Source organism: Cryobacterium ruanii (assembly GCF_004404055.1).
Taxonomy (GTDB): Bacteria; Actinomycetota; Actinomycetes; order Actinomycetales; family Microbacteriaceae; genus Cryobacterium; species Cryobacterium ruanii.
Genome location: NZ_SOHK01000012.1, coordinates 41,950 through 65,673, shown reverse-complemented (window position 1 = coordinate 65,673; position 23,724 = coordinate 41,950). Strand labels below are relative to the sequence as shown.

The following is a 23,724-nucleotide window of genomic DNA, read 5'->3' as shown; positions in this document are numbered from 1 at the left end:
AACAAGTGAACTTGGCTCACTTTTGCTGATGTTAGCCCAGCTTGGGGGTGGAAAGCCAATCCTTGGCAACACCCCAGCATCCGGCCTACGCTGAGGGCATGACTTTGCTCACCGGTTCCTCTATTCTCATCGTCGGCGCCACCGGGGGCCTCGGCCGTGAAATCGCGCAAATTCTGAGCGCGGAAGGCGCCCTGCTCACCCTGCACGGACGCACCCCGGAACGCTTGGCCGATCTGGGCATCGCAGCAGCCAGGGTCACTGGTGACCTGCGTGATCCGGAGACGGCCGCGCAGCTCGTAGCAGCGGCCCTCGCCGCTCACGGGCGCATCGACGGCATTGTCAACACGGCCGGACTCGTGGCATTCGGGCCCGTGGTTCAGGTTTCGGACGAAACGATCGACACCCTGATGGCGGTGAACGCGACAGCCCCCATGCGCCTGCTCCGTGCCGCCTATCCCGCGCTGGTCGAATCGTCGTCGGCCCACCGAGACCCATTCTTCCTGACGCTTAGCGGCGTCGTGAGCGAGAGTCCGACCGCGAACATGGCAGCCTATTCGGCATCAAAGGCCGCACTCGCAGCCTTTGCGAAAGCAGCCGGGCGTGAAATGCGGCGGGACGGCATCCGCTTTTTGGATGCCCGCCCCGGCCACACCGAAACTGGCCTGGCCACACGGCCCATCCAGGGCGTCGCACCGCGGCTGCCCGCCGGGTATCGCCCAACGGATGTCGCCCGCCGAATCGTCGACGCGATCGTCGCAGACGAACGCGACCTGCCGAGCACGGCCTTCGCCTCGTAACGAACCGGCTTCACCTACCAGGAGGTGCGCTCCCGCTCCTGAGCGACGACCTCTTCGCGATCCACCAGCCGCCTCAGGCCGGCGAGCGGCTGTGCCATTCGGTGATTACCTCGGATAAGTGGCTCCACGCGATCCAGAAATGCCCAGTATCCGGCAGTGAACGGGCACGCCTCCGGACCCAGCCTGATCTTCGGGTTGAACCGGCAACCGCCACAGAAGTCGGTCATCTTCGAAATGTAGGCACCGCCGGAGGCGTAGGGTTTCGTCGCGACGATGCCGCCGTCGGCATGCTGGGACATGCCCACCACATTGGCCGGCATGACCCAGGGTGTTCCGTCGACGAAGGCATTGATGAACCAATCCGACAGGGCGGACGGCTCGTACCCGCGCTGCAACGACCAGTTGCCCAGAATCATGAGCCGCTGGATGTGATGCGCCCACCCGGTGCGGGACACCTCATCGAGCACGTGACTCACGCACCGGGCTTCGACGGCGCCACCATCCAACTCCAGAAACGCCGGTGGAAGCGGCTCGTGGGCAGCGAGAAAGTTGCTTTCGGCGACGTAGTTCTCGCCGAGGTGCCAGTACAGGTGCCAGACCCAATCCCGCCAGCCCATGATCTGGCGCACCACGGCCTCGGCGCTGGGCAGCGGTACCTGACCGGCGTGATACGCCGCCACGACAGCGTCGATGACTTCCCGCGGATGCAGAAGGCCCAGGTTGAGCGGGACGCTCAGCCGTGAGTGCGCCATCGTGCTGTCACCGATGAGCGAGGCGTCCTCGAACGGCCCGAAGTCTGACAGCCGCGTCTCGATGAAATCGTCGAGCGCTGCGAGCGCTTCCGCGCGGGTGGCAGCGAACCGGCGGGGGCCATCCTGTCCAATCAGGTGCACGCGGCCCTCCGCGACGAGGCGGTCGAGATCTCGACGCACCTCCGCGTCGATGTCGTCTTCGACGGGAGCCCACGGGTCGGGCAGGCCGAGGCCGACCGCGTTCTTCGGGGGCGGCTGTCGATTGTCATGATCGAAGTTGAAGCGCCCACCCTCCGGCTCCGGGCCACGCATGAGTATGCCGGTGGTCGTGCGCACGTGTCGGTAGAACTTCTCCATCACGAGTCGGGAGGCGGGCCGGCCGTCGGCCCAACCGGCGAAGTCCTGCTCGCTCGTCACGAAGCCTCGACTCGGCAGAACGGATGCCCCGAGCTCGGCAACCAGCGCCCGCGCGCCCCACGAGGTGGGGTTGATCACCTCGAGCTCACGACCGTCGAGCACGTCCCGATAGTGCTCCGCGTGCAGAAACTCGACGCGGTCGCCCAACTCGCGCGCTCGATGGCGCAGTGCGCTCAGGATGAGGTGCGCCTTGGCCCGGTGGTACGTGCGACGTCCCAGCACGGCAGTGGCTTCGACCAGCACGATCGGGCCGCCGTCATCGTAGTGAGGACCGAGCTGGTCGGCGAATAGGAGACGCGGAAGATGCATACTGCAGAGTCTACGGACCGCGCGCGTCCAACGGCCATAACGGCACAAAGGCTATCTCCAGCGCACGTAACGACCGGTTCGGCTGGCTCGGCTGACTCGGCTGGCTGGCAAGCTGGCAAGCTGGCAAGTAAAAAGCCCCGTCCGACGGCTGTCGGACGGGGCTTACTGTGCGCCCGAAGGGATTCGAACCCCCAACCTTCTGATCCGTAGTCAGATGCTCTATCCGTTGAGCTACGAGCGCATGTCGATCTTCCGAACTTTGACGCTCGGAGACAACTTGAAAACTATACCAGCTATCGGGACCCCCGCGCGCCGCGGCGTGTGCGACCAGAACGTCGGCGGCGGAATGTGCTGGGCGGCGCGCTCGGCGCGGAAAGGGATCTCTGGGAATGACGGCGTTTCGATGGCGCTAATCGGGAAAACGTGTCGACCTGAAATTCAGTTAATACCCACAAAGGACGGGGGTGCCTAATGACGGAATCGACTTCTCTGCCGCCTGGGTCTGCCCTGCGGCTGGCCTTGGTCGGAACCGTTGTCGAGGTCTCCCCTCTGGGAGCACACCATCACTCGTTTTGGAGCACCACCGTGAATGCATTCATTAAAGAGGGCCTCTGCTGAGCTACTCTCGTCGGGGGCTTCTCGCTCATCGGCATCTTCGCGGCCAGAGCCGCCGAGGCACCCAGTACGTCCGGATCCGACGGAATCGCCTCGGGCACCCAGGTCGTCAGTGACGTGGCCGCTCCCGTCGCCCTGAGCGGAAACACCATCAGCGTGCTGGGCGATTCGTCGGCTCGTCAGGACACAACGGCCGCACCGGCCGCACCGACCGCGCTCGACGCTGCCCCGCTGGGCCTCGCACCCACCACAACCGGCATCGGCAGCGGCGCGCCCCCGCCGGCAAAATCAACCCCCTGTTATCGCTTGCAGTCGGGTGATTTACTAACGGGGTGAACGAGACAATTAGCCCAGAACGAGAATCCTTCGACTACTCAGACCTGCATGCCGTCTTCATCAATTGCACCCTTAAACGCAGCCCGGAGATCAGTAATACCCAAGGAATCGTTGACCTCAGCGCCCGGATCATGCGGGAGCAGGGGGTTCAGGTCGACCTCATTCGCGCCATCGACCATGACATCGCCACCGGCGTCTACCCCGACATGACCGAACACGGCTGGCAAGCGGATGCCTGGCCGTCGCTGTTTTCGACGGTGCAATCCGCCGATATTCTCGTGTTGGCAGGTCCGATCTGGCTCGGCGACAACGGCTCGGTAACCAAACGAATCGTGGAACGGCTCTACGCCCACTCGGGCGAATTTAACGATAAGGGCCAGTACATTTTCTACGGCAAGGTCGGCGGGGCAATTATTACCGGCAACGAAGACGGTCTGAAGCACTGCACGTCGAACCTGCTCTACAGCCTGCAGCACATCGGCTATTCCATTCCGCCCGCTGCTGATGCCGGCTGGATCGGCGAGATAGGACCCGGCCCTAGCTACCTCGACGAGGGATCGGGCGGCACACAAAACGATTTCACCAACCGCAACACGACCTTCATGAGCTGGAACCTCATGCACCTCGCCTCAATCCTGAAGAAGAATGGCGGCCTTCCGGCGTTCGGCAACGTGCGCGAGGACTGGGATCGCGGCGAACGCTTTGGATTTCAACCCAACCCGGAATATCGGTAGTCCCAGGAGCACGATTGCACAGATCGGGGACTTTGCGACAATCGATCATTTGATAACTCCCGCGCTGCAGCCCTTCACTACGTAATGGATTCTGGTTCCTCACTCTGTCGTCGCATCGGAACCGTATCCGGATTGGTCTCGGGGTAGATGCTCCGGGTTTCATGGCGGCGACGCTGGCCGGGCATGAGATCGCTGAGGTACAGTCTCGGCAGGATCTTGCCAATCGCGAGCACCGCGTACATCACCGTGTTGATCGCCACAAATGTCGCGAGGTTGGCAAAGAAGTCGGAGTACAGCACCGACTCCGGAAGCAGGATACCCACCGGTGCCAGCATCATGGTGGTCATTGGGTCTTCGCCGAGCGCGCGGTGTTCCTCTGCTCCACATGACCCCAGCTTCCTTTCCGCCCGCGCGTGATATCGATGATTCCCTTCACGAAGACGGCATTGAGGTACATGTCGAACAGAAGCTCCGGAATCACCGTGACAGCGAGCACGCGGGCCGCCCAGCCACCCCTCCAGACGGAGACCACGCGTTCAATGGTGAAGACGGTACCGATGCCGAGCCAGAAGGGGAACCAAACCCAGGCGCTTATTGAGAACAGCGTCAGGGCAATAAGAAAAAGAAAAGTCGTGAGGGCGATCACGCTGTATCCGATGCCGAGTTGTTGGGCCCAATACCGAAGGGTGGACGGCGTGATGCCGTAGGCGCCGATATTTTCTAGGGCACCGCGCTGCCAGCGCAGACGTTGCACCCACAGGGTGCGCAGCGTCGGCATGACCTCGGTGACCACGGTGCACTCGGACGGCGAAATAATGAGCGCTCCGAGGGATTTCAGGGCGATCGTGAGCTCGTTGTCCTCGGTGAGCGCCCGGGTATCGTACACATCACCGGGGTTCCCGGGGAGGGCAGAACCACGACTGCTCGCGACCTCCATCAGGGCGCGAGGCCGGAACATCGATGCGGTTCCCGTGAGAACGAACACCATTCCGCGACGGCGCTTGATCTGCGCGGAGTAGCGCACGTACTCGTTGCGCTGCATCTGGCCGAGCAGCCCGGCGCCCGGTTCACCATAAAACAGTCCGCCAATCGCCATCAGTGCACGGTCACTGGTGAAACGAGCGACCCCCGCCGCAAGAAAACCAGCGTCCAGGGTGGTGTCGGCATCGACAATCATGACGATGTCGTTGTCACCTTGGCCCGGCAATATGCGCGCGAGAATCTGGTTCAAGGCGCCGGCCTTCTTTTCCGTGTTACCCATGGACTCATAGACTTCGACTCCGTTACGAAGAGCCACGGCCACAGTGCCGTCGGTGCAATTATCGGCGATGACAATCACGCGCTCGGGCCGGTGGGACTGCGACAGGAGCGAGCGGAGGGTAGCCGACAGTGACGCTTCCTCGTTGTGGGCGGGAATCAACACGGTGATGGTGACCGGACCGGCGAAAATACCTCGCGTGGCTGCCATCACGATTTTCGGCGCGAGTGGGGCCGTGCGGAAGTCCGACGATTTTCGGGACTTGTTGGTGACCCGGTATTCGATGAGAGCAACGCCTACTGCAAAGAAAATCGCCAGGCACACGGCTGCCAGCAATACTCGGGGGGCGGGGATATCCAAAGCATAGAGAAGGGTCCAGACGAAGAACATCACCTGGTCGATCGCATTTCCCGCTGTGGGCCGGTCTGAGGCGACGGCCACCCAGAGCACGGTCGCTGCACCGCTGGCCAACGCAGCAACGAGTAGACCCACCGAACGACTCATCTGAAGCCCCATAATGGGCACTGTATTGAATGGGCCTGTCGATTGACTGTGGATTTTTTTTCGGCAAGCGGTCAGTTTGGCACCGCGGCAGAATACCTCAACCTCCACAGTTCTCATTCGCCGTTGATTCGACAAACCGCGAGGTGAGAGTCCGATCCGAATGAGACGACGGTGCGCTGTCGGACTCACCTACCATGGGGTCATGATCATCGGCCGCTCCCGCAGTGCGTCGGGCCGTGCCAGTTACCTGGCAATCGCTCTGTTTGCCGTGCTCTACCTGGTCGGTGCGGTGTACTGGCCCCGACCGCTCTGGGTGGTCGGACTTTACCTCGTCACAAGCCTGATCTGTTTTGCCCTGTACGCAATTGATAAGCGCAGAGCGAGGTTCGCCGGTTGGCGAATTTCGGAGCGCACTCTGTTGTTCTGGGGCTTCGTCGGCGGCTGGCCGGGCGCGATCGTGGCGCAGCAGGTATTGCGACACAAGACCCAAAAGAGAAGTTTCCGGAAGGAATTCTGGACCACGGTCATCGTCAATGTCATGCTCTTCGCCCTATTGAGCACGCCGACATTCGACAGATTAGTCGCCCAGGCGTTCACCGATCTCAGTGCTCTTTGACTGCAGGACTCGAGGGATTCAATACTCGTTGAACTCGGGGCCGGTCGCCGCATCGTGCTTGGCCTGCAAAAGAGCGAGGTTGATGAGCACGAAGGCTTCCAGGCGTTCGCTGCGATGTTCGGCGTAGTCGGGCTCGCGCTGGTCGACGGCCAATTCGATGAGTTTCGACGACACCGCTGAGCTGACCTCTTCGCTAGCGGATCGTTGCGCACTCGCCACGATCCGCGCCACCTGATCATTGTCGTCGGCTACGGCGTCGAGGGCGAGCGTCAATCGCTCGTGCACGCGAACCCTGAGGGCGAACTGCTTGAGATCGTGGCGTTGGTCATCGGTAAGACTCAGCCGCCACTTCATCGCTGCGAGGTCTCGGCTCATTCGATTCACGCGTCTGGAATACTCTTCGTTTTGCCGAGCCAGCCGATTCAGCTCGTTGCGGGCGTTGTCGGCATACCGCGCGGAGTCGTAGTCGAAGTGCTCCCGCAGCGCTCCGACGATAATGTCGTTCTTCACGGCCATCCGCACGGCCGACAACGCGATGAGCAGGCCTTCATCGACCGTGCGCTCGAGGTCGGGCAGCTCAGCGTTCACGTCGGGTTCACTGACGTGCGCGTGAGCGTCAGCACGACGCCGAGACCGGTTCCAAATAATTGCGCCACCACTTCCTCGTGCAGGTGCGTCTTATTTTATCGGTGATTCCGTTTGCTACTGCGCGCGGAGCAGCGAGAGGAATTCATCGGCCATGCCTAGCTGGTCCTCGAGCTTCTGGCGTCGCGCAATGGTCTCAGCGATGAAGGCATCCAGTTGCCGCCTCGTCTCGAGGCTGTCGGCATCCGCTTGACCGGCTTGTCGCGTGTCGATGACGGCGAGCAGCCCCGTCATCTCGTCGAGGGTGAAGCCAAGGGGTTTCATGCGGCGAATGAGCATGAGCCGAGTGAAGTCCTCGGGCAAGTAGAGCCGAAACCCGCCCGCGGTGCGAGCAGATGCCTTCAGCAGGCCAACTTCGTCGTAGTGCCGAATCGTGCGCAGCGACAGCCCGGTCTTCTCGGCAAGTTCGCCGATGTGCATCGTGACCGCGGAATCTGTCGCGCCTGGTGTCACCGGGAATCCTTCTTTCTCTCAGCCACAATCTACCCTAACGTTAGGGTAGTGTTGTAGACGTCGGCTGACATTCATCTGTAAGCCCACTCTCCCACCGTTGTCCTCGTTGACCGGTGGAGGTGCGCACCGCGGCGCCCACCCAACTCTTCTGAATCCACTTTGGCCGCACCGTCGGCCCAGCTTCTGGAGGCCTCATGGCCATTGTTCGAAACTCGACCACGACCAGCAGGTACAAAGCGGAACCCTCGGTTCTCACCGCGCTGCGCACGCCACGCCTGCTCACCCGAGAGATGCTCGCCGGCCTCGTCGTGGCCATGGCCCTCATCCCCGAGGCGATCGCCTTCTCGATCATCGCCGGCGTCGACCCTCGCGTCGGCCTGTTCTCGTCGTTCGTGATGGCCGTGACCATCGCCTTCGTCGGCGGCCGCCCCGCCATGATCACCGCCGCGACCGGCGCCGTCGCGCTCGTCATCGCCCCGGTCGCCCGCGACTACGGCATGGAGTACTTCATCGCCACCGTCATCCTCGCTGGGGTGTTCCAGATCGTGCTCAGCCTGGTCGGCGTCGCTAAACTCATGCGCTTCATTCCGCGCAGCGTCATGGTCGGTTTCGTCAACGCCCTGGCGATTCTCATCTTCACGTCCCAACTCCCGCAACTGCTCGACGTGCCCTTTATGGTCTACCCGCTCGTCGCCGCCGGGCTGATCATCATGGTGGTCATGCCGCGCATCACCAAGGTGGTTCCCGCGCCGCTCGTGGCGATCGTCGTCCTGACCGTCGCGACCGTGCTGATCGCCATCAACGTGCCGACCATCGGCGACCAAGGCGAGCTGCCCCAGAGCCTGCCCGAACTGTTCTTCCCCAATATTCCGCTCAACTGGAACACCTTTACGATTATTGCCCCATACGCCCTCGGAATGGCCCTCGTCGGAATCCTCGAGTCGCTCATGACCGCAAAATTCGTCGACGAAATCACCGACACCCACTCCAACAAAACCCGCGAGACTTGGGGCCAGGGCGTCGCCAACATCATGAGCGGCCTGTTCGGCGGCATGGGCGGCTGCGCCATGATCGGCCAGACCATGATCAACGTCAAGGCTTCCGGCGCCCGAACCCGCATCTCCACCTTCCTCGCCGGCGTCTTCCTGCTCGTTTTGGTGTTGGGCCTCGGCGACGTGCTCGCCGTCGTACCCATGGCCGCACTGGTCGCGGTGATGATCATCGTGTCGTATCTCACCTTCGACTGGCACAGCATCCGCTTCTCGACCCTCAAACGGATGCCCAAGAGCGAGACCACCGTCATGGTCGCCACGGTTATCGCCATCGTTCTCACCCACAATCTCGCCATCGGCGTCGTGGTCGGCGTGATCGTGGCGATGGTCGCCTTCGCACGCCGCGTCGCCCACCTGGCCCGAGTGGAACGCACCGTCGAACTAGAACAGTCAGTGCCGACCGCCTTTTACACGGTGACCGGGGCACTGTTCTTCGCCTCGAGCAACGATCTGATGACTCAGTTCGAGTATGCGGACGACCCCGACCGCATCGTCATCGACCTGTCGGCGTCACACATCTGGGACGCTTCGACCGTCGCCACCCTCGACGCCATCACCCACAAGTATGAGCGGCACGCCAAGCACGTCGTCATCGAGGGGCTCAACGAGGCGAGCCACGAACTGCACACCCGCCTCGCCGGTAAACTCGGCGGCGGGCACTAGGCATCCGCTCTTTCAGTCGGTGACGAGGATCAGCCCGCGCGCGCCCTTCTCCGCATCCGACATCACGTGGCTCACGAACGGGTAGGTACCGGCTTCGGTAAAGGTGAGCTCGACGAAGCCGCCCTGGGCGGGTGCGAGCGGGAGCGTCTGCGCCCCGCCCGTTCCGGTGCTGCCGCCGCCCCGCAGAAGGTACTCGCCCTCCGAGAACACCGTGTCGAACTGGCCACCGACCACGTGAAAAGAACTGCTCGAGTTGGGGCCGGCGTCGAGCAGCCAGACGCGCACCTTCTCACCGACGGTCGCGGTCAGCGGCGCCGCAACATACTGGTTCGCGTAGCCATTGAAGGTGAGCAGGTCGGGCGACTGGGTCTGCACCTTCTCCGCGTCGCCTTCCTCGCCCTGCTGTCCAAGATAGAACTCCGACTGGATCAGCACATATTCCTGGTCGACGGCGGCCAGCCCTGGCGGGTCGATGATGACCGCACCGAACATGCCGTTCGCGATGTGGGCCGACATGGGCATCGTCGAGCAGTGATACATCCAGATTCCCGACCGCGTCGCGGTAAACCGGTAGGTGAGTTCCTCGCCGGGGTCGATGGTCTGCATCGGCTTGTCCGGGGCGAGGGAACCGGCGTGAAAGTCGAGGGAATGGCCGATAGTGCCCGCGTTGACGAAGGTGATCTCAAAGACGTCGCCGACCGTGCCGCGCAACGTCGGCCCCGGTGCCGTTTTGTTGTAGGTCCACAGCATCTGTGTGACGCCCGGCGCCACCTCGGATTCGGTATTGCTCACGGTCATCGTGCTCCTGTGCACGGCAGTGGATGCTGCAGGCGCCAGTCGCGCATCGCGCGCGACGAAGTCGCTCTCCGGCTCGCGCATCGGGTCGATGTCGTCGGCAGCGGATACTGACGCGTCGCTGTGCATCGCGTCTGCTTGCGAATCGGCAGCCGCGGACGGGTGCGCACCGATCGCGTTGACGGTCAGCACCATTCCGAGCAGCCGGTGGCCACCAAGCGAGCACCAGCCGCTGAGGTCGGCATCGATCAGCCCGACGTCGACAGTCATCGTTGTTTGGGGATCGACCGATCCGGAATCCACTCCGCTGTCGAAGACGAGGTCGTGCAGCATGCCGTCGTTGTTCGTGAGGGTGAGCACCAGGGTGTCGCCGACCGGAACATCGATCGTGTCGGGGCTGAACCGGGTGTCGATCATCGTGACATCGACCATCGTCGTGTGGCCGGTCGCTCCGGAGGCGAGGGTCGTGCCGGCGGGCTCGAGGGCAACACCGATGGCGAGGGTCAGAGCCAGGGTCGCCGCAGCCGCGACGAGCATGCCGGTGCGAGAGTGCGGCTGCGGCGCGGGATCCGCCGCGCCATCGCGGACCAGGAGCGGAAGCCCCACTCCCAAAGGAGTGCGGGTCTTCCGATTGATGCGCAGCGCCCGCACCATCAAAACGATGAACGCGGCGAGGGTCGTGAGGATAACCACCCAGAGCGCGGCGGTGACGAGGTCGGGCATCGGCAGAAGGGTCAGAACGAGGGCGCCATTGACGACGCCCACTCGGAACAGCCCGGCACGATCGAGTTCGTGCGCGGTTTCCTTGGACGCCCGCGGTCCCCCGCCAAGCACGACCGGAATGAGAAAGCTCAGCGCACCGATCATGATCTGGCCGCTGAAGCCGACCGCGAAGTACGGCACGAGCGCTTTGAGACCGGCCGCGGCGTCCGCCCAGCTGGTAGCGGCGACAACGACGACGGCAAAACCGAGGGCGCACAGCGCGAACCAGGCGACGGCCGCGGTGATACTCCACCCGGCGTAGCTGACCGCGGGCGAACGGCGAAGATGACCGGCCAGCTCCCCAAGCACTTTGGCAAGACCGACCAGGTAGATGAGCACACCCGCCGCAGTGATAACTCGTGAGTCGGCGTAGGCGCTAGTGCCCAGAACCACCAGGCCGGCCAGAAGAATCGGCAGGGTGAAACGTGCGGCTGCCCGTGTAGTCGACAGGATATGGGAGTGCAGCACGGTCGGGAGCAGCAGGGCGACGGTACCGATGACGGTCAGCCCCACCCAGCCGAGCAGATTCAGACCGATATGCGCGATGTACAGCCGCGCGTAATAGTCACCCGCCGCCGCGCTGCCGGGATGGGCCATCAAGATTCCGAGAGTGACTCCAACCACGAGGCATCCGGCCGCAGCAATGTAATAGCGCACCAACGGCGCGAACCGGGCCGGGAGTGCGCCGCGCATCTGCCGAACGAGGATTGTGGCGTGCAGGACGGCGTTAAGCCCGACCAGGATTCCTCCGGTGAGAACAACATGCCACCAGGCCCCGATGATTCCGATCATCACCATCGCCGCGCCGATCGTGTGCACGGTCAGTCGGATGCCCAGCCAGTACCGACCGCCCGGGGCCGTGCTTTTCAGCAGGCTGTCGGCGAAGTGCTGACTCCAGACCAGGATCGCGGTCGAGACTGCGCCGAGCAGCAGCAGGTGAACCATGAGCCAGGGCCCGAAGGACGATGCCCGATAGAGCACGATGCTGACGATCCCGAGGATCAGCCAGACGGGCACGAGCATGCCGGTGATCTGATGCCACAGCCGGCGTTTGAGGCTGGGTTTCATGAGGGACGGCTAGGCGATACGGGTCAGGCGCAGGGTCCATACGTCGGGACCACTTTCGAGGTAGCTGATGCTGAAGGTGTTGGGGTGGTTTCGCTCGAGCTGGGCGAGCAGCGGGAGCGGGTCGTGCGAGACCTTGAGGTCGAGTGATATTCCGGGCTGGATCGCGCCCAGCGCGCCGAAGATCGTGGCGTGACGGATGGCGTGCGGGATGGTGCGGCCGTCGAGAACGATTGCTTCGCTGTCGTCGTGGCCACAGGTACACGTCGCCGTGGCGGGCTCGTGCGGGTGGGTAGTCGGCCCGGGAATGATACGGATCGGCTCGGCGGTCATGGTGTCTCCTCGGTTCGGTGCGAACAACAACACTTCTATTTTAGAGCACTTTATTACGTTTAATAGACTCGCGCCCGCACAAAAGTGGGTGAACGGTTGCTTCGCACTTGCTGAAGCCGCCGTTCACCCACTCTTGCGACGGGTTAAGCGACCGGTGTTGGTCCGCGCTCGGGAAAGGCCACCGGGTGCGCCCGCTCGAGCGACGCGCCCTCCACATCCACGTTGGGCAGGATGCGATCGAGCCATTTCGGCAGCCACCAGGCCGCGTCACCGAGCAAGTGCATCACGGCCGGAATGATCAGTAGCCGCACCACGAACGCGTCGAGCAGTACGCCACCGGCGAGCCCAAAACCAATCGACTGGATCATCACCGAGTTCGAGAAGATGAAGCCGGAGAAGACCGAAGCCATGATGAGCGCCGCGGCAATAACCACCGTGTGCCCGGCGTGCACCCCGCGCTGCACGGCGAGGCGCGCCGACGCGCCATGCACGTATGATTCGCGCATGCCGCTCACCAAGAACAGTTGGTAGTCCATCGCCAGTCCGAACAGCACGCCCACGACGAGAATGGGCAGGAAGCTCAAGATCGGCCCAGGGTCATGGATGCCGAACACAGCCCCGAGCCAGCCCCACTGGAAGACCGCCGTGATCGCTCCGAAGGACGCGAACAGTGACAGCACAAAACCCAGTGTCGCGGTGATCGGCACGAGGATCGAGCGAAACACGAAGATCAGGATGATCAGCGAGAGTCCCACGACAACGAGAAGGTACAGCGGGAGCGCCGCGGCAAGTTTTTCGCTCACATCGATGTTTCCCGACGCGTTGCCGGCGACACCGAGGGATGCGACACCGTCAATTTCAAGCCCGCGCAGGTCACGCACGAGTTGCTCGGTCGATTCGCTGGTCGGCCCTTCTGCCGGAATAACCTGGAAGGCGAGCAGCAGGTCATCGTCGGATGCTCCGATCGGCGCGACGGCGACGACATCATTCGTCGCCCGAAGTGCGGTTCCGATGCGCACCTGCTCGGCGAGCAGGTCGTCCTCCGTGATGGCTGTCTCGAGATCGGCGACGACGAGCAGCGGGCCGTTTACTCCAGCGCCGAATTTGTCGTCGGCGAGTTTGTAGGCGTTGTAGGCGCTCGAGCCCAGCGGTTCGGACGAGCCCGCGGGGAGTCCGAGGCGCATCGAGAGCGCAGGGATGGCCACGATGAGCAGCACGACGATGCCAACGACCACGGTGACGACGGCGCGCACGGTGTTCATCGGCTTGACCGGCACGCGGGCCGAGTTGCTGGCGTGGCCGACCTTGGCGCGGGCCTTCTTCGTGAGAATCTTCGTGCCGACCAGGCCCAACACCGCTGGCGTCAGGGTGATCGCAATGAGAATCGCGACGAGGACGCAGACGGCACCAACCGTGCCCATAAGCCCTAGAAAGGGGATGCCGGTGAGATTGAGGGCAAGCAGGGCGATGAGCACCGTGGCACCGGCGAACACGACCGCGTTTCCGGAGGTGCCGTTCGCCAGCCCGATCGACTCCTGCAGGGGCAGACCATGGCTCAGCTGGGTGCGATGCCGGTTGAGAATGAAGAGCGAGTAGTCAATGCCGACCGCGAGTCCGAGCATCACTCCCAGAACCGGGGTGACGGAGAGCATCTCGACGGATCCGGACAGTGCGAGGGAAGCGAGCACACCGACGCCCACGCCGATAAGCGCGTTCAACAACGGCAGTCCCGCGCCGATCAGGGTTCCCAGCATGACCCACAGCACGATCGCCGCAACGATCACGCCGCCGATCTCTCCCGGGCCGAGGATCTCGGGAATGGTAGAGGCAATGTCGTTGGAGACCTCAGCCGTGACGCCGTCGATCCCGGCGTCGTTCATCTCCGCGACAACGGCTTCCTTCGCCTCGGCCGGCACCAGATTGAGCGACGTGTCGAACTGCACGCTCGCGACAGCGGTGGTCTCGTCGGACGATACTTGACGAATGCTCGCAGCCAGGTCAAGCAGGTCGGCTCCCTGTTCAAGCGTGGCGCTCTGGGTTTCGAGTTGCGTGCGGCTCGCGTCCAGGGTGACCTGCTGCTTCGCAATCGTCGTCCGCCCCGCATCGAGCTGTGCTTGCTGGGCATTGAGGGTCGGCTGGGCGGCGGCGAGTTGCCCCGCGGCCTCGGCCTGCGTGCGGCTGGCATCGAGCTGCGTCTGTCCTGCCGTGGCCGAGGTCGTGGCCGTGTCGATCTGCACCTGTCCCGCGTCGAGCTGGGCCGTTGCGTCGATGATCTTTTGTCGGCCGTCCACGACCTGCTGGGACTGAGCATCGATCTGAGCCTGGGTATCGAACGGGTTCGTCGCCGATTTCACACTGTCCAGATCGACAGTGCGCATGAGCAGGTCACCGATTGCGGTCCTCTGCGCGTCGGTGAGGGCGGAGTCATCCGTTGTAGTGAAGAAAACGGTGCCACGCCCACCGCTGGCCGAAGGGAACTTCTCAGCGAGCTCGTCACTGACCTCCTGAGTGGCGGTGCCCGGGATACTGACGGACGAAGTGAGTGTTCCGCCGAAGACAGAGAAGGCACCGACCGCGAGGCCAAGAATGACCATCCACGCAACGATGACCGGCCAGGCTCGGCGGGCGGAGAACCGCCCGATCCGGTAGAGGAGCGATGCCATATTCTCAGGTTCTTTCTTTGGGGAGGGGTGAGTGGTCGAGCGACCGTTGTGGCGTCTCGCGTCGCATCATTGGCATTAGAGCTCCAGGTCTGGCTGCGCCGGCTCAGCTGAGCGGCGCGTAGCCGGTGCGGATGCTCGACACGAGGCGGTCGAGGAGCCCGTTCCACACCGTGCGCGAGGAGGCATCGAGTGTCCCCCCGGTGCGGGCGAGCCAGTGGGCTGACACGATGGCGATGCCATTCATCATCGAGCTGACCAGGATCGCGACCTCGAAGTCATCGATGGCGCTCGTGCGTTCGGCGATCTCGGTCGAAATTTGTTCGGTCGTGCGGGTGAAGACATCGCTAATGCTGTGCTGTGAGCGACCGTTCTCGCCCTCGACGGCGAGCACGCCAGCAAGGTAGGCGACCACGGGCGGCAGGTCGATGTTGCGCAGCGCCGCCGTGAGCTCGTCGAACAGGCCGTCGCGACTGCCGTCTCCGGTGGGAGTGGATGCCGTCGCCGCACGGAATTCGTCAACGGTGGCGCTGAGCACTTGCGTGCAGGTCGTCATGATCACGTCGTCAAGCGATGAGAAGTGGTTGAAAACCGTACGCCTGGAGACGTCGGCACGCTCAGCGAGTTCGTCAACGCTGAACTGCGGCTTGCCTCGCTCGCGGATGAGTGCGGCGGCGGCATCCAGGATGGCCTGGCGGTACCGAGCCTTGAGTTCGGTGCGGCGATCGGGCGCGATATTGAGTGACGTCACTCAGTTACACTAAGTGCAACGATGCACAAAGTGCAACGACTCCTTCACAACAGACGTGGGATCCGAGAACGGGCCGGGCCGGCCAACTGTTGGTCGATGAATTGACGCAGTGTTTAGCCGATTGTGGGTCGTTGAGTTTGCATGCGTCAAATGCTTGCGCGCACCACCGGCAAGGGCGATCGACGACATCACACTTCTGACGAGAGGCAATGATTGCGCACCCCTCGAAGATCGCCGAGCCGTGAGTTTCGGGCCAAGCTTGGCCATTTTGCGGTCAAGGCGCACGGGTCGGTAGTCGAAACTCACAGGCCGGTGATGAGGGGGAGTTGCCGGTGGTGCTGCGGCATCCGTTGCGAGTCGGGTCGCCACGTGGGCACAGGCTATGACGTTGGCGCAAATTGCTCCGCTAATCGCTGATTTCTTATGTGGAGGCTGCGCGCGTGGCGTCGGCCGTGTGCGGCGCGCGCCGTGTCCGATGAGAGACCACTGCGGCGACGAGCAGCATGACTGCAGCCGCCGCCGTCGAGGAAGCGACGATCGTTTCGGTGAAAGGGGTCATGTCATGGGATTGGTAGCCGACGATCTCGGGCGCAATCGTGAAGTTGGCGAGCATAAGTCCCGGCAGGGTAGACCCGAGCAGCATCACGCACGCGACGGATGCCGGCCACGACTTGCGCACGAAGCGCGCCCCGAGGACGATCAGGCCGACGAAACCGACCGCACTCAACAGCAGCTGCACGGGCAGGTACTGCAGCGGGGTTGGCATGCCAATTACACCGGAGACGAGTGCATGAGCTCCGGTAAGGGCGAAGGACGTGGCAGTAACGCTAGCGAGCATGCGGGTGGCACGGTCGCCGTGAGGCCCGACGCCACGAGCCAGCGCCAGAATTCCGAGTGCAAGGAGAAGGAGACCGACGCCGAAGACTTGCGCGGTGGTACCGAGATTTTCCCACGGTCTGCGGGGTAGTAGTAGTCGAAGAGGTGATCTTCGATGTTGCCGTCGGTGCGCGCACCGGCGAAGGACACCCATCGCTCCAGCGACGCAACGATCTGCAGCACTGCCGAGGCGAGAAAAAACCCGGCAGTGAGAAGTAACCAGCCGGAGGCGGGGACTCGGGAAGCGAAATGGTCGGGCGTCGTGCGAACATCCGGTCCTGCAATGGCTGCCATGGGGTCATCCTACCGAGACTCTACCTGTCGGGACGAGTAACACCAGATGAACGACATCGCCAAACTTGGCAAGACCTGGCCCTGCGGCCACGTCGAGGAATGTGGCTGCAAGGTCGGGATCGCCTACGCCGAACGCCTCACCAACAGGGACCATTTCGCGACACCCGAACACGCAATCGACGCTCTCGCTCCGGTTCATAATGGCAGCCCTCTGCGGGACGGCGGACTCGAGCGATTAGTCGATCGCGTCGGCCTCGCTCTGCAAGGCAGTGGCCAGGGTGACCACTGCCTTGCAGGGGCAGCGCCGTTGGCGCGAACTTCACCCGCTCGTTGCCGTCCGTGAGCATAGCTAGTAGCGGCCTTCTCAGTCGAAGTTGACAGAGCCAGGCGCCGGACCTCCTTCTTGGGTCTCGGGCGAACCGCCACGATGGTTTCGAGTCATTCCCAAGTGAGATTGCTCCTACTCTGCGGCGGCTCGAAGGTCTGGCGACGGATTCTGAGCCCGTCATGGTCCCCTCACCGGTAGCGTCCGATTAAGACCGACCCAGTAGTGTCGATTAAATGACTCGGCACCCGTAGAAGCAACCGAGGAGGCTCGATGAATGAGATCTGGGCAGTCGTGCACAAGGAACGTGACGCGCTGATTCAAGATCTGTTGGCGTTAGAAAAACAGCAGTGGACGATGCCATCGTTGTGCCCTGGATGGGATATACATGCTGTTCTGGCTCACCTCGTCAGTGACGCCAAAACCACTCGCATCGGGTTTGTCAGCAAACTAATTGCCGCTGGCTTTAGGTTCGATCGCATCAACGCATCGGGGATTGCACGGGAGCGGTGCACCGATCCAAACCAGACATTGGCCCACTTCCAGGGTGTCCGCAGCCGCACCACATGTGCACCTGCACCTTTAGCGACTCGGTTGGTCGAGGTATTCGTGCACGGTGAGGACATGCGACGCCCTCTCGGAATCGACCATGAGTACCCGGTCGCTGAGGTGGCAACTGCACTTCGATATCAACTGAAGACCAGCGTCAAACTCGGTGGAGGCAAGGAACGCGCGGAGGGGCTACGCCTCATCGCAATAGATACGGACCTCGACGAAGGTGTTGGCAAAGAGGTGCGCGGCGCCGCGATTGCGCTGCTGCTCGCAGTATCTGGTCGACCAGTCCACGAGCGGGAACTGACAGGTCCAGGCACCCTGCCACTAAAGGGAGCTAATTGACGATGAGTGACATGAGCAAGCCAGTTCAAATGATCGATTGTGTTTTTGCGGCGACGATCATTTCCGATGCCAACAGCGGCTGGCCCTGCGTGCAGATGCCCGGCTCTGCCGCATTCTTTGGCACGGGAAAGGCTGTCAAAGTCGCCGGGACGATAGACGGCCATCCATATGAAGCGAGCATGCTGCCGGTCGGCAACGGAACCCACATGATGCCTATTCGCGCCGCATTTCGGAAAGTCATAGGAAAGGGTCTCGGCGATGAAGTGAGGGTGCACTTGACACGAAGAGTCGTCTGAGTTCTGCGCCCCAATCGAGGAAAAATCGGAGCAACTTTCTATCGCCGAACGCGGGTACTGGACCGCACCGCCGCGTCAGCTGAGCCGTCCGAACGTGCCTCGTTTAGCCTCCGCCGTCCCTTCACCGGGCTTTTTTCGGACGGGTCTTACGGGATGATCGCCCTCTCGGCACCGCAGGAAACCCAGTAGACGACGATGATTCGAAGGTATCCCGGTCGCCGCCATGCTTGCGGGCGCCGGCACGCGGTGGGCCGTTTGGGTCAAGAGTTACTCGCTGGACCATTCCACCATCTTGCGCGCGGCCACCGGTGTCCGCCCCAAGATTTCCGCGATCGTGTGAAAGTCAAACCCGAAGCTGTCGTGCAGCACAAACGCAACTCGCTCTGTCGGGGTCAACCGATCAAGCAAGATGTGAAGGGCGACACCAACCGTCTCAGCGAGAGCTATTTCCTCAGAAGCGTCGGGTGAAGTCTCAACAACGTCGACGTTCGCTTCGGGGACCGGGATGCGGGCCCGGAGCCGGTCCAGACACAATCAAGTGGTAACCGTCGTTAACCAGCCCGGAAGATTGTCAATGTCGCACTCTGCCGCGTCCATTCGCAGCCACGCGTTCTGGACGACATCCTCAGCTTCATGCGGGTCGCTGAGCACTCGCCCGGCGACCCGCAGCAACCGGGGCCTCTGCTGCTCGAACACGGCGGCCTGGTCCATAGTGGTCCTAGTCTCCATCAGCCCGCGCGGACGGTCGAGGCTCAACTTGGTCCTCAGGGAGCTGGACGAACGCCTCTTTTGTGCTTGAGCACCAGTCCATCGACCGCTTCGGGCAAAAGAAAACCCCTGAGTCCCAGTGTTTATAAGGGATTCAGGGGTTCGAATGGCTGCGGAGACGGTGGGATTTGAACCCTAATACTGCCTCAACGAAGCAACGGGATCGGCCCGAAACCCGCGGAATTACGCGACTTTTCAATCATCTGAGCCCGGTTGAATTTGAAGTATTCTGGTTCAAATGTTGCCAAAATGTTGCCACGGCCAGCACACAGAGAATCGACCACTACGTCGACGCGCACACCTGAATGCGCGCTCGCGGACGAAGAGCAAAGTCTAAGCGCCGCGACGATCCCCCTCGAAGCCTGGCGACGACAAACTCGCGTTCGCCTCGTCCAAGTTCTGCAGGCCGGAGAGGGCGCGACTCCCTTCATGATTGACTCTGCTGACGACGCCGCAGTCGCTGCCGTGAAAGTTTCGGCCACGCCAATCTGCGCAGAAGAGAACACTCACAGCTTTGCCTAAGAGCGGGCGTGCGCGACCGGCAGTTGCGTCTAACGCTTTCACCCCACCTTCGAGAAGCTCACCGATCCCCACCTGCTCATCATCATGGGTCTGCCCGTCTGCTACCGGTGCCACCAGCGCTGCGAGAGGACGCGCATCGGCCACATCAGGCGTTTTAAGTGTGGAAACCCGGCCTGTAACGAGCTCATCCACCTCCACAGCTTCTATTCCGCGCAGGCCAACAAAACTGCAGCCTGTGGCGGCGCTAGAGTCTGTGCGCCTCAGGCTCGCGCCTTCTAAATCCCGGACTAACCCGACACCACCACCCGGCACGGGGTCGCTCGCTTGATAAATAGCTTGTCAAATACTCAGGGCCGATAATGATGATTATGTCAAGTTCTTGATTTCCTCACAGTTGGGTCGAACCTGCCTGGTCGGCCGAGCTCTCCCTCACGGCGAAAGCATCTCTCAGCCCCAAAATCAAGCTGAGATTCACCTGTTGCTTTCTCGTCCTGACAGATACAGCTGGGCCAACGCGATCCAGTCTTCTGGTGTAACTTCAGGCGCCCAGATTGCGAGGTATTCGCGGGGCGTGAGCCCACTCGGCGTCATTTCGATACCGTCACGATAGGTGGCAAAAGGAGAACTGGATCGACTGACGCGGAACAAAACGTCGCGAAACCGATTCTTCCCCAGTGCGAACGTCGGGAATTCCGAGACGCTCGCGCAACGCCAGGCTCGCCAGGCTTTCCCGAACGCAAATTCAAAGTCCATGATCGATGGGTTGAACTCGACAACGCCCTCCGCTGCAAGAGCTCCAAAGAATCCATTGGCTACAAGAAGGAGTTGTTGGTTGCGGGTAGTGGCCGAAGCCCCCGGATTCACGCTGCCACATCCGCCACCGTCGCAACGGCCAAAAGAAGATCTCGCTCGGCACCGAGGGCCAAAAGAGCCTCCGCCACAGACGGGTGCCCGAAACATGGGACTAGTTTCCTCTTCACGTCAGACTCCTTCTCGCTGCGCTTCTTGTCAGAAGCGAGTGACCATTCGACCTCCGAATTGAGAGAGTGAAGCACTCTTGCGACGGTCTCCGGCACGTCGACATATCCCCAGTCGTGGCCTTCGACAGCTTCCCGGAATAGTTTCGGGAACATTGGGTTTGCACCCTTGAAAGCATCTTCGATCGCCTCAATAGTGAGGTAGTTTTCCATCTCTCGCCGGGTCAGAACAAACATGTGTGACGACAGGTGATCGTCGGTGTTGTAGCGCGCTAGGTACTTGGATATCTCGGGTTTCAGAGCCGACCCTTCAACCAAGCGATCGGAATCAAGAAGGTGAACCTCAGGCCTACTAAACGGCGACAGGCGGCTCTCCCAAAGAGCAGCGGCGCCGCAGCCGCCGATAGGTATGAAGCAAAGCTCACCGTCAGTTTCCATTTGGCGAAGATCTGGATATTCAGTGGGACGGGCGGCTTGTAGCGCATCGCTCAGTGCCAGTAGACCGCCGATATCGTTCTTGCCCTCAACGATGAAGAAGCAACGCACATTGTGATCCGCGAAAGTCCCCATCGCCTTGTTCAATTGCTGGAGAACGAACCGCTCGCTGGATGTGTCACTGGAACTCCACACGCGCTTCCCCTGCTGCTCCTCGACGAAACGCACGGCTGCGATCGGTATGTTCCTCACCAAGTTCGAGCTGTGCGTCGTCATCAAAACCTGCCTGTTTGCGAGCCCCGCAACTTCAATTAGAGCGGAAACAGTTTCGCGCTGAAGATCCGGGTGGAGAGCCGTCTCGGGCTCCTCCACTGCGATGATGACGCCCCGTCGCCACTCATCCGTTTCTTCATATCCTCGCTCAACTTCCGCCCGAAAGAAGCTCAAGAGAACCAGTCTGCGTGTCCCGCTGCCACGCTTCGCAAGGGGAACATCGTTCTCGTCGACAAATTGTAGGGACGAGAATGCCTTCTGCCATACGGGGTCTAGGTTGGCCGGAATCAGCTTGGCCGCAAGATTTGGTGCGAATTCCTCCAATTTCCCAACGACTTCCAGGAGAAGTTCTGAAATCTCAGCCTTAACATCGCTCGTAAGCTTCGTGAGTTCAGCCGTATGGCGATCGAGCACGGCCTTGACTATGAGCTTGGCTGGGTCTTGGGCAACCTCATCGGACTCCGCCCCCAGCCGGTCAGCTTGAAAGAGGTGGAACAGGGGAAAGACACTCTCCAGAGCGCTGGTAACGTGCTTCCCGTCCTCTGAGTTCAACGGGATGATCGTCGGTTGCAGCGACGAGAGCCCCTTGGCTTCCCAGGCGCGCCAGATCGCCTGCCTATAGTTCAGGTTCACGCGTCGATCCTCCAGCTCCGCGACAACATCAAGAGTCGAGGCGAGGGATTTGAGTTGCGCGTGCTTCAGGCCGATAAGCGTTGGGCCGCCATCGACGACCGGGTGTAGAGCATGCGCCAAAATCTCGGGGTTGGCTCGCCCCCTGGTCCAGGTCTTGCTAATCACCAAGTGGCCGTTAGCGTCGAGGAGTTTCTCATCCTGGAGGGTCGTCACCGCAGTCTGGTCGATGACCAGCTCAGGGGGAAGGTCAGCGAATGTGCACGTGATGCGAATCGTTCCATGCCCATGAACCGAATAGTCAGAGACGTCCGGCTTTCCCTTGTCCAGGAACAGCCTCATAGCTTCCAGGATGCTGCTCTTTCCAGCGTCATTCTTGCCGGCAAACACAGTCAACGTATCGATCGACACGTAACTCGATGTCAGATATCCGCGAAAACCCTCTAGCTCAATACCCACAATGCGCATTTGTCCCCCTCGACAACAACTTGACATTCAAGTGCCAAGGCTGAGCCTGCCGGATTTGGGCCGACTCCGCAAAAGCGGACTGGTCAAGGCGCAACATGAAGCAGCGCGGCGACCAGCGATGCTAATCACCTCCGAAATAGCACCGACATCAGGCATGAGAGTGAGACACGCGTGGGAGGCAACTCGTGCGTTCCATCGTTCGGATTGTCCTTCCGAATGGAATCTATCGCCTCTACGCACCCGGCATAGCCCTAACCAATCGCCAGCAGGGTCACGCCCACAAGAATGAATGTCAAGGATGTGTCGAGATTAATCTGGGAATTGATTGAGTGTTAGCGCTTAGTGGCGGCGTTCTGTGATCGCTGTTTGGCGCATCGACCCGGTTCTCTGCGTTGCGTCAAAGGGCAGTCAGGGTCTTGTATCTCGTGCGATACGAAACAGGTCAGTTATGAGACACCACAGTCGTGAGAACTGGGGCAGCCTGGTCGACCTGGAACAGGCATTTCTATGTGTGGAAGACTCGAGAGTAGAGGGGATCTCCATGGGTGCGGGCAGCCTTGAGAGCGCATCAGGTCAGTCCCGGTTCGGAGTATTCTTCGTGCGAGATCGCACGGAGGATGCGGATGGTGCCGTCCAGGCTAGTGCCTGCACGGGTGCTGGTCTTGGCAAGTTGGCGAGGGGCTTCCAGCACTGGGAGCGACGTCGTTGTGCTCCGGCTGACCCGGGTTACTCCGCCAGTGCGGGCAGTGAGGTAGCCCTCGGATTCAAGCACTTTGTACGCCTTAGCGACGGTGCCAGGAGCGACATCGAGATCCTCCGCGAGCTGACGAACCAAGGGACGGCGCCCCTCGGCGTGCCCACAAGCGCGCAGTGGAACCTTCTCAGTCGGAGCTGCTCGTCCCCGTCCCTTTGACGATTTGGAGTAGTTGGACCCGCTCGTCGGGCGTCAGGGTTTCGCCCACTGAATGACGAGATGGTCGGATCTGTAGAAGTCGGCATGGCTGTAAATGACAGACTGTCGCGCACGGTCGAGGGACTGATACCGGTAGGTGCTGAACCGCACGATTGAGTGGGTGCTCAAGTCCTCAAATACTCAGTACTCACCGACATCGAAAAAAGAGAGATGCCCATGCTGGGCGAGGACGGAACTCAAATAGCCGCTTAATCGTCGCCCACATGAAAATTCCGTTGACTATTTCCGGATGGAGTTGACGCCGCGAGTTATCTCCGCCAATCTGAGTTTCACACGACATCTGGTTCGTGAGCATCGGGGGGAAAATGATGTTTCGAAAATGGGCGGGTGGATCGTATCGCCTGCGAGACCAGCCATTTAATGAACCGCTGCCCGGGGTAATTGTTCCGCGCGTGAAGTCAACGCAACGCATGTTTTGACCTCTCTCCGAGGGGTCCCCGCAGACGCCCCGCGTTCCTTTCGACGTCAATCAT

At 61.6% G+C, this 23,724-nt stretch carries 23 protein-coding genes and 1 tRNA gene; 7 read left to right on the top strand and 17 right to left on the bottom strand.

From position 1 onward, the window contains the following. The first annotated feature begins 98 nt into the window (after nt 1-98). Nucleotides 99-797: an SDR family NAD(P)-dependent oxidoreductase gene (locus E3T47_RS07455; RefSeq protein ID WP_134555473.1), complete on the top strand. Its 699-nt coding sequence runs from the start codon at nt 99-101 to the stop codon at nt 795-797. A gap of 14 nt (nt 798-811) precedes the next feature. On the opposite strand, the gene E3T47_RS07450 is transcribed toward E3T47_RS07455, so the two are convergent. Both E3T47_RS07450 and E3T47_RS07445 read right to left on the bottom strand, forming a co-directional pair. After that, the gene (locus E3T47_RS07450; protein ID WP_134555472.1) at nt 812-2,275 is read right to left on the bottom strand and encodes a cryptochrome/photolyase family protein; all 1,464 of its coding nucleotides are present in this window, start codon (nt 2,273-2,275) and stop codon (nt 812-814) included. A gap of 168 nt (nt 2,276-2,443) precedes the next feature. Continuing rightward, nucleotides 2,444-2,516, bottom strand: a tRNA-Arg gene (locus E3T47_RS07445). A gap of 404 nt (nt 2,517-2,920) precedes the next feature. Between E3T47_RS07445 and E3T47_RS07440 the strand changes: the two genes are divergently transcribed. Next, nucleotides 2,921-3,226 (top strand): chaplin family protein, encoded by a 306-nt coding sequence (locus E3T47_RS07440; protein WP_134555471.1) that lies wholly within the window; start codon nt 2,921-2,923, stop codon nt 3,224-3,226. After that, nucleotides 3,223-3,960 (top strand): flavodoxin family protein, encoded by a 738-nt coding sequence (locus tag E3T47_RS07435; RefSeq protein ID WP_134555470.1) that lies wholly within the window; start codon nt 3,223-3,225, stop codon nt 3,958-3,960. The genes E3T47_RS07440 and E3T47_RS07435 overlap by 4 nt, the downstream gene beginning before the upstream one ends. Before the next feature lie 77 nt (nt 3,961-4,037). Here the strand turns inward: E3T47_RS07435 and E3T47_RS07430 are convergent, their stop codons facing one another. Next, the gene (locus E3T47_RS07430) at nt 4,038-4,307 is read right to left on the bottom strand and encodes a hypothetical protein (protein WP_241982056.1); all 270 of its coding nucleotides are present in this window, start codon (nt 4,305-4,307) and stop codon (nt 4,038-4,040) included. Next, nucleotides 4,304-5,722 carry a glycosyltransferase family 2 protein gene (locus E3T47_RS07425; RefSeq protein ID WP_166805651.1) on the bottom strand — a complete coding sequence of 473 codons (1,419 nt, stop codon included), beginning with the start codon at nt 5,720-5,722 and terminating at the stop codon, nt 4,304-4,306. The genes E3T47_RS07430 and E3T47_RS07425 overlap by 4 nt, the downstream gene beginning before the upstream one ends. Nucleotides 5,723-5,924: 202 nt before the next feature. Between E3T47_RS07425 and E3T47_RS07420 the strand changes: the two genes are divergently transcribed. Further along, complete coding sequence (locus tag E3T47_RS07420) at nt 5,925-6,338, top strand: DUF1294 domain-containing protein (RefSeq protein WP_134555468.1); 414 nt, start codon at nt 5,925-5,927, stop codon at nt 6,336-6,338. 18 nt (nt 6,339-6,356) lie between these two features. Here the strand turns inward: E3T47_RS07420 and E3T47_RS07415 are convergent, their stop codons facing one another. Beyond that, the gene (locus E3T47_RS07415; protein WP_134555467.1) at nt 6,357-6,926 is read right to left on the bottom strand and encodes a hypothetical protein; all 570 of its coding nucleotides are present in this window, start codon (nt 6,924-6,926) and stop codon (nt 6,357-6,359) included. A 114-nt stretch (nt 6,927-7,040) separates the two neighbouring features. Continuing rightward, on the bottom strand, nt 7,041-7,403 hold the full coding sequence (locus E3T47_RS07410) for a MerR family transcriptional regulator (RefSeq protein ID WP_134555650.1): 363 nt from the start codon (nt 7,401-7,403) through the stop codon (nt 7,041-7,043). A 227-nt stretch (nt 7,404-7,630) separates the two neighbouring features. Between E3T47_RS07410 and E3T47_RS07405 the strand changes: the two genes are divergently transcribed. Beyond that, nucleotides 7,631-9,151, top strand: a complete 1,521-nt coding sequence (locus E3T47_RS07405; RefSeq protein WP_134555466.1) for a SulP family inorganic anion transporter — start codon at nt 7,631-7,633, stop codon at nt 9,149-9,151. Between the two features lie 12 nt (nt 9,152-9,163). Here E3T47_RS07405 and E3T47_RS07400 read toward each other — a convergent pair whose 3' ends face one another. The 6 genes from E3T47_RS07400 to E3T47_RS07375 all read right to left on the bottom strand — a co-directional run bounded on the left by E3T47_RS07400 (nt 9,164) and on the right by E3T47_RS07375 (nt 16,687). After that, on the bottom strand, nt 9,164-11,776 hold the full coding sequence (locus E3T47_RS07400) for a multicopper oxidase domain-containing protein (protein ID WP_134555465.1): 2,613 nt from the start codon (nt 11,774-11,776) through the stop codon (nt 9,164-9,166). Between the two features lie 9 nt (nt 11,777-11,785). Further along, the gene (locus tag E3T47_RS07395) at nt 11,786-12,106 is read right to left on the bottom strand and encodes a DUF2249 domain-containing protein (protein WP_134555464.1); all 321 of its coding nucleotides are present in this window, start codon (nt 12,104-12,106) and stop codon (nt 11,786-11,788) included. Between the two features lie 143 nt (nt 12,107-12,249). After that, the gene (locus E3T47_RS07390; RefSeq protein ID WP_134555463.1) at nt 12,250-14,769 is read right to left on the bottom strand and encodes an MMPL family transporter; all 2,520 of its coding nucleotides are present in this window, start codon (nt 14,767-14,769) and stop codon (nt 12,250-12,252) included. Between the two features lie 103 nt (nt 14,770-14,872). Further along, complete coding sequence (locus E3T47_RS07385) at nt 14,873-15,517, bottom strand: TetR/AcrR family transcriptional regulator (RefSeq protein ID WP_134555462.1); 645 nt, start codon at nt 15,515-15,517, stop codon at nt 14,873-14,875. Between the two features lie 421 nt (nt 15,518-15,938). Continuing rightward, nucleotides 15,939-16,283 carry a hypothetical protein gene (locus E3T47_RS07380; RefSeq protein ID WP_134555461.1) on the bottom strand — a complete coding sequence of 115 codons (345 nt, stop codon included), beginning with the start codon at nt 16,281-16,283 and terminating at the stop codon, nt 15,939-15,941. 5 nt (nt 16,284-16,288) lie between these two features. Then, a complete protein-coding gene (locus E3T47_RS07375; RefSeq protein WP_134555460.1) occupies nt 16,289-16,687 on the bottom strand; it encodes a hypothetical protein in 399 nt (132 codons plus the stop codon). 598 nt (nt 16,688-17,285) lie between these two features. Here E3T47_RS07375 and E3T47_RS07370 point away from each other — a divergent pair. Together E3T47_RS07370 and E3T47_RS07365 are read left to right on the top strand one after the other, a co-directional pair. Then, nucleotides 17,286-17,909 (top strand): maleylpyruvate isomerase family mycothiol-dependent enzyme, encoded by a 624-nt coding sequence (locus E3T47_RS07370; RefSeq protein WP_134555459.1) that lies wholly within the window; start codon nt 17,286-17,288, stop codon nt 17,907-17,909. Nucleotides 17,910-17,911: 2 nt separating this feature from the next. Continuing rightward, nucleotides 17,912-18,205 carry a DUF1905 domain-containing protein gene (locus tag E3T47_RS07365; protein ID WP_134555458.1) on the top strand — a complete coding sequence of 98 codons (294 nt, stop codon included), beginning with the start codon at nt 17,912-17,914 and terminating at the stop codon, nt 18,203-18,205. Between the two features lie 267 nt (nt 18,206-18,472). Here E3T47_RS07365 and E3T47_RS16785 read toward each other — a convergent pair whose 3' ends face one another. The 5 genes from E3T47_RS16785 to E3T47_RS07345 all read right to left on the bottom strand — a co-directional run bounded on the left by E3T47_RS16785 (nt 18,473) and on the right by E3T47_RS07345 (nt 23,050). Continuing rightward, on the bottom strand, nt 18,473-18,613 hold the full coding sequence (locus E3T47_RS16785) for a sigma factor-like helix-turn-helix DNA-binding protein (RefSeq protein WP_422386477.1): 141 nt from the start codon (nt 18,611-18,613) through the stop codon (nt 18,473-18,475). Nucleotides 18,614-18,739: 126 nt separating this feature from the next. Next, nucleotides 18,740-18,916, bottom strand: a complete 177-nt coding sequence (locus tag E3T47_RS16780) for a sigma factor (RefSeq protein ID WP_198416607.1) — start codon at nt 18,914-18,916, stop codon at nt 18,740-18,742. Nucleotides 18,917-19,966: 1,050 nt separating this feature from the next. Continuing rightward, on the bottom strand, nt 19,967-20,359 hold the full coding sequence (locus tag E3T47_RS07355; protein ID WP_104082774.1) for a hypothetical protein: 393 nt from the start codon (nt 20,357-20,359) through the stop codon (nt 19,967-19,969). Further along, on the bottom strand, nt 20,356-22,278 hold the full coding sequence (locus tag E3T47_RS07350; RefSeq protein ID WP_166805650.1) for an ATP-binding protein: 1,923 nt from the start codon (nt 22,276-22,278) through the stop codon (nt 20,356-20,358). Before E3T47_RS07350 ends, E3T47_RS07355 begins: the two co-directional genes overlap by 4 nt. Nucleotides 22,279-22,846: 568 nt before the next feature. Then, nucleotides 22,847-23,050: a hypothetical protein gene (locus E3T47_RS07345; protein ID WP_233193068.1), complete on the bottom strand. Its 204-nt coding sequence runs from the start codon at nt 23,048-23,050 to the stop codon at nt 22,847-22,849. Nucleotides 23,051-23,724: the final 674 nt, after the last annotated feature.

Bases quoted from the DNA above. Each gene is read 5' to 3' on its own strand.
- E3T47_RS07450 (WP_134555472.1), bottom strand. From the start codon at position 2,275: ATGCATCTTCCGCGTCTCCTATTCGCCGACCAGCTCGGTCCTCACTAC.
- E3T47_RS07410 (WP_134555650.1), bottom strand. From the start codon at position 7,403: ATGCACATCGGCGAACTTGCCGAGAAGACCGGGCTGTCGCTGCGCACG.
- E3T47_RS07400 (WP_134555465.1), bottom strand. From the start codon at position 11,776: ATGAAACCCAGCCTCAAACGCCGGCTGTGGCATCAGATCACCGGCATG.
- E3T47_RS07425 (WP_166805651.1), bottom strand. From the start codon at position 5,722: ATGAGTCGTTCGGTGGGTCTACTCGTTGCTGCGTTGGCCAGCGGTGCA.
- E3T47_RS16780 (WP_198416607.1), bottom strand. From the start codon at position 18,916: ATGGACCAGGCCGCCGTGTTCGAGCAGCAGAGGCCCCGGTTGCTGCGG.
- E3T47_RS07420 (WP_134555468.1), top strand. From the start codon at position 5,925: ATGATCATCGGCCGCTCCCGCAGTGCGTCGGGCCGTGCCAGTTACCTG.
- E3T47_RS07350 (WP_166805650.1), bottom strand. From the start codon at position 22,278: ATGCGCATTGTGGGTATTGAGCTAGAGGGTTTTCGCGGATATCTGACA.
- E3T47_RS07405 (WP_134555466.1), top strand. From the start codon at position 7,631: ATGGCCATTGTTCGAAACTCGACCACGACCAGCAGGTACAAAGCGGAA.
- E3T47_RS07375 (WP_134555460.1), bottom strand. From the start codon at position 16,687: ATGGCAGCCATTGCAGGACCGGATGTTCGCACGACGCCCGACCATTTC.
- E3T47_RS07365 (WP_134555458.1), top strand. From the start codon at position 17,912: ATGAGTGACATGAGCAAGCCAGTTCAAATGATCGATTGTGTTTTTGCG.
- E3T47_RS07390 (WP_134555463.1), bottom strand. From the start codon at position 14,769: ATGGCATCGCTCCTCTACCGGATCGGGCGGTTCTCCGCCCGCCGAGCC.
- E3T47_RS07370 (WP_134555459.1), top strand. From the start codon at position 17,286: ATGAATGAGATCTGGGCAGTCGTGCACAAGGAACGTGACGCGCTGATT.
- E3T47_RS07380 (WP_134555461.1), bottom strand. From the start codon at position 16,283: ATGCCAACCCCGCTGCAGTACCTGCCCGTGCAGCTGCTGTTGAGTGCG.
- E3T47_RS07455 (WP_134555473.1), top strand. From the start codon at position 99: ATGACTTTGCTCACCGGTTCCTCTATTCTCATCGTCGGCGCCACCGGG.
- E3T47_RS07395 (WP_134555464.1), bottom strand. From the start codon at position 12,106: ATGACCGCCGAGCCGATCCGTATCATTCCCGGGCCGACTACCCACCCG.
- E3T47_RS07430 (WP_241982056.1), bottom strand. From the start codon at position 4,307: ATGACCACCATGATGCTGGCACCGGTGGGTATCCTGCTTCCGGAGTCG.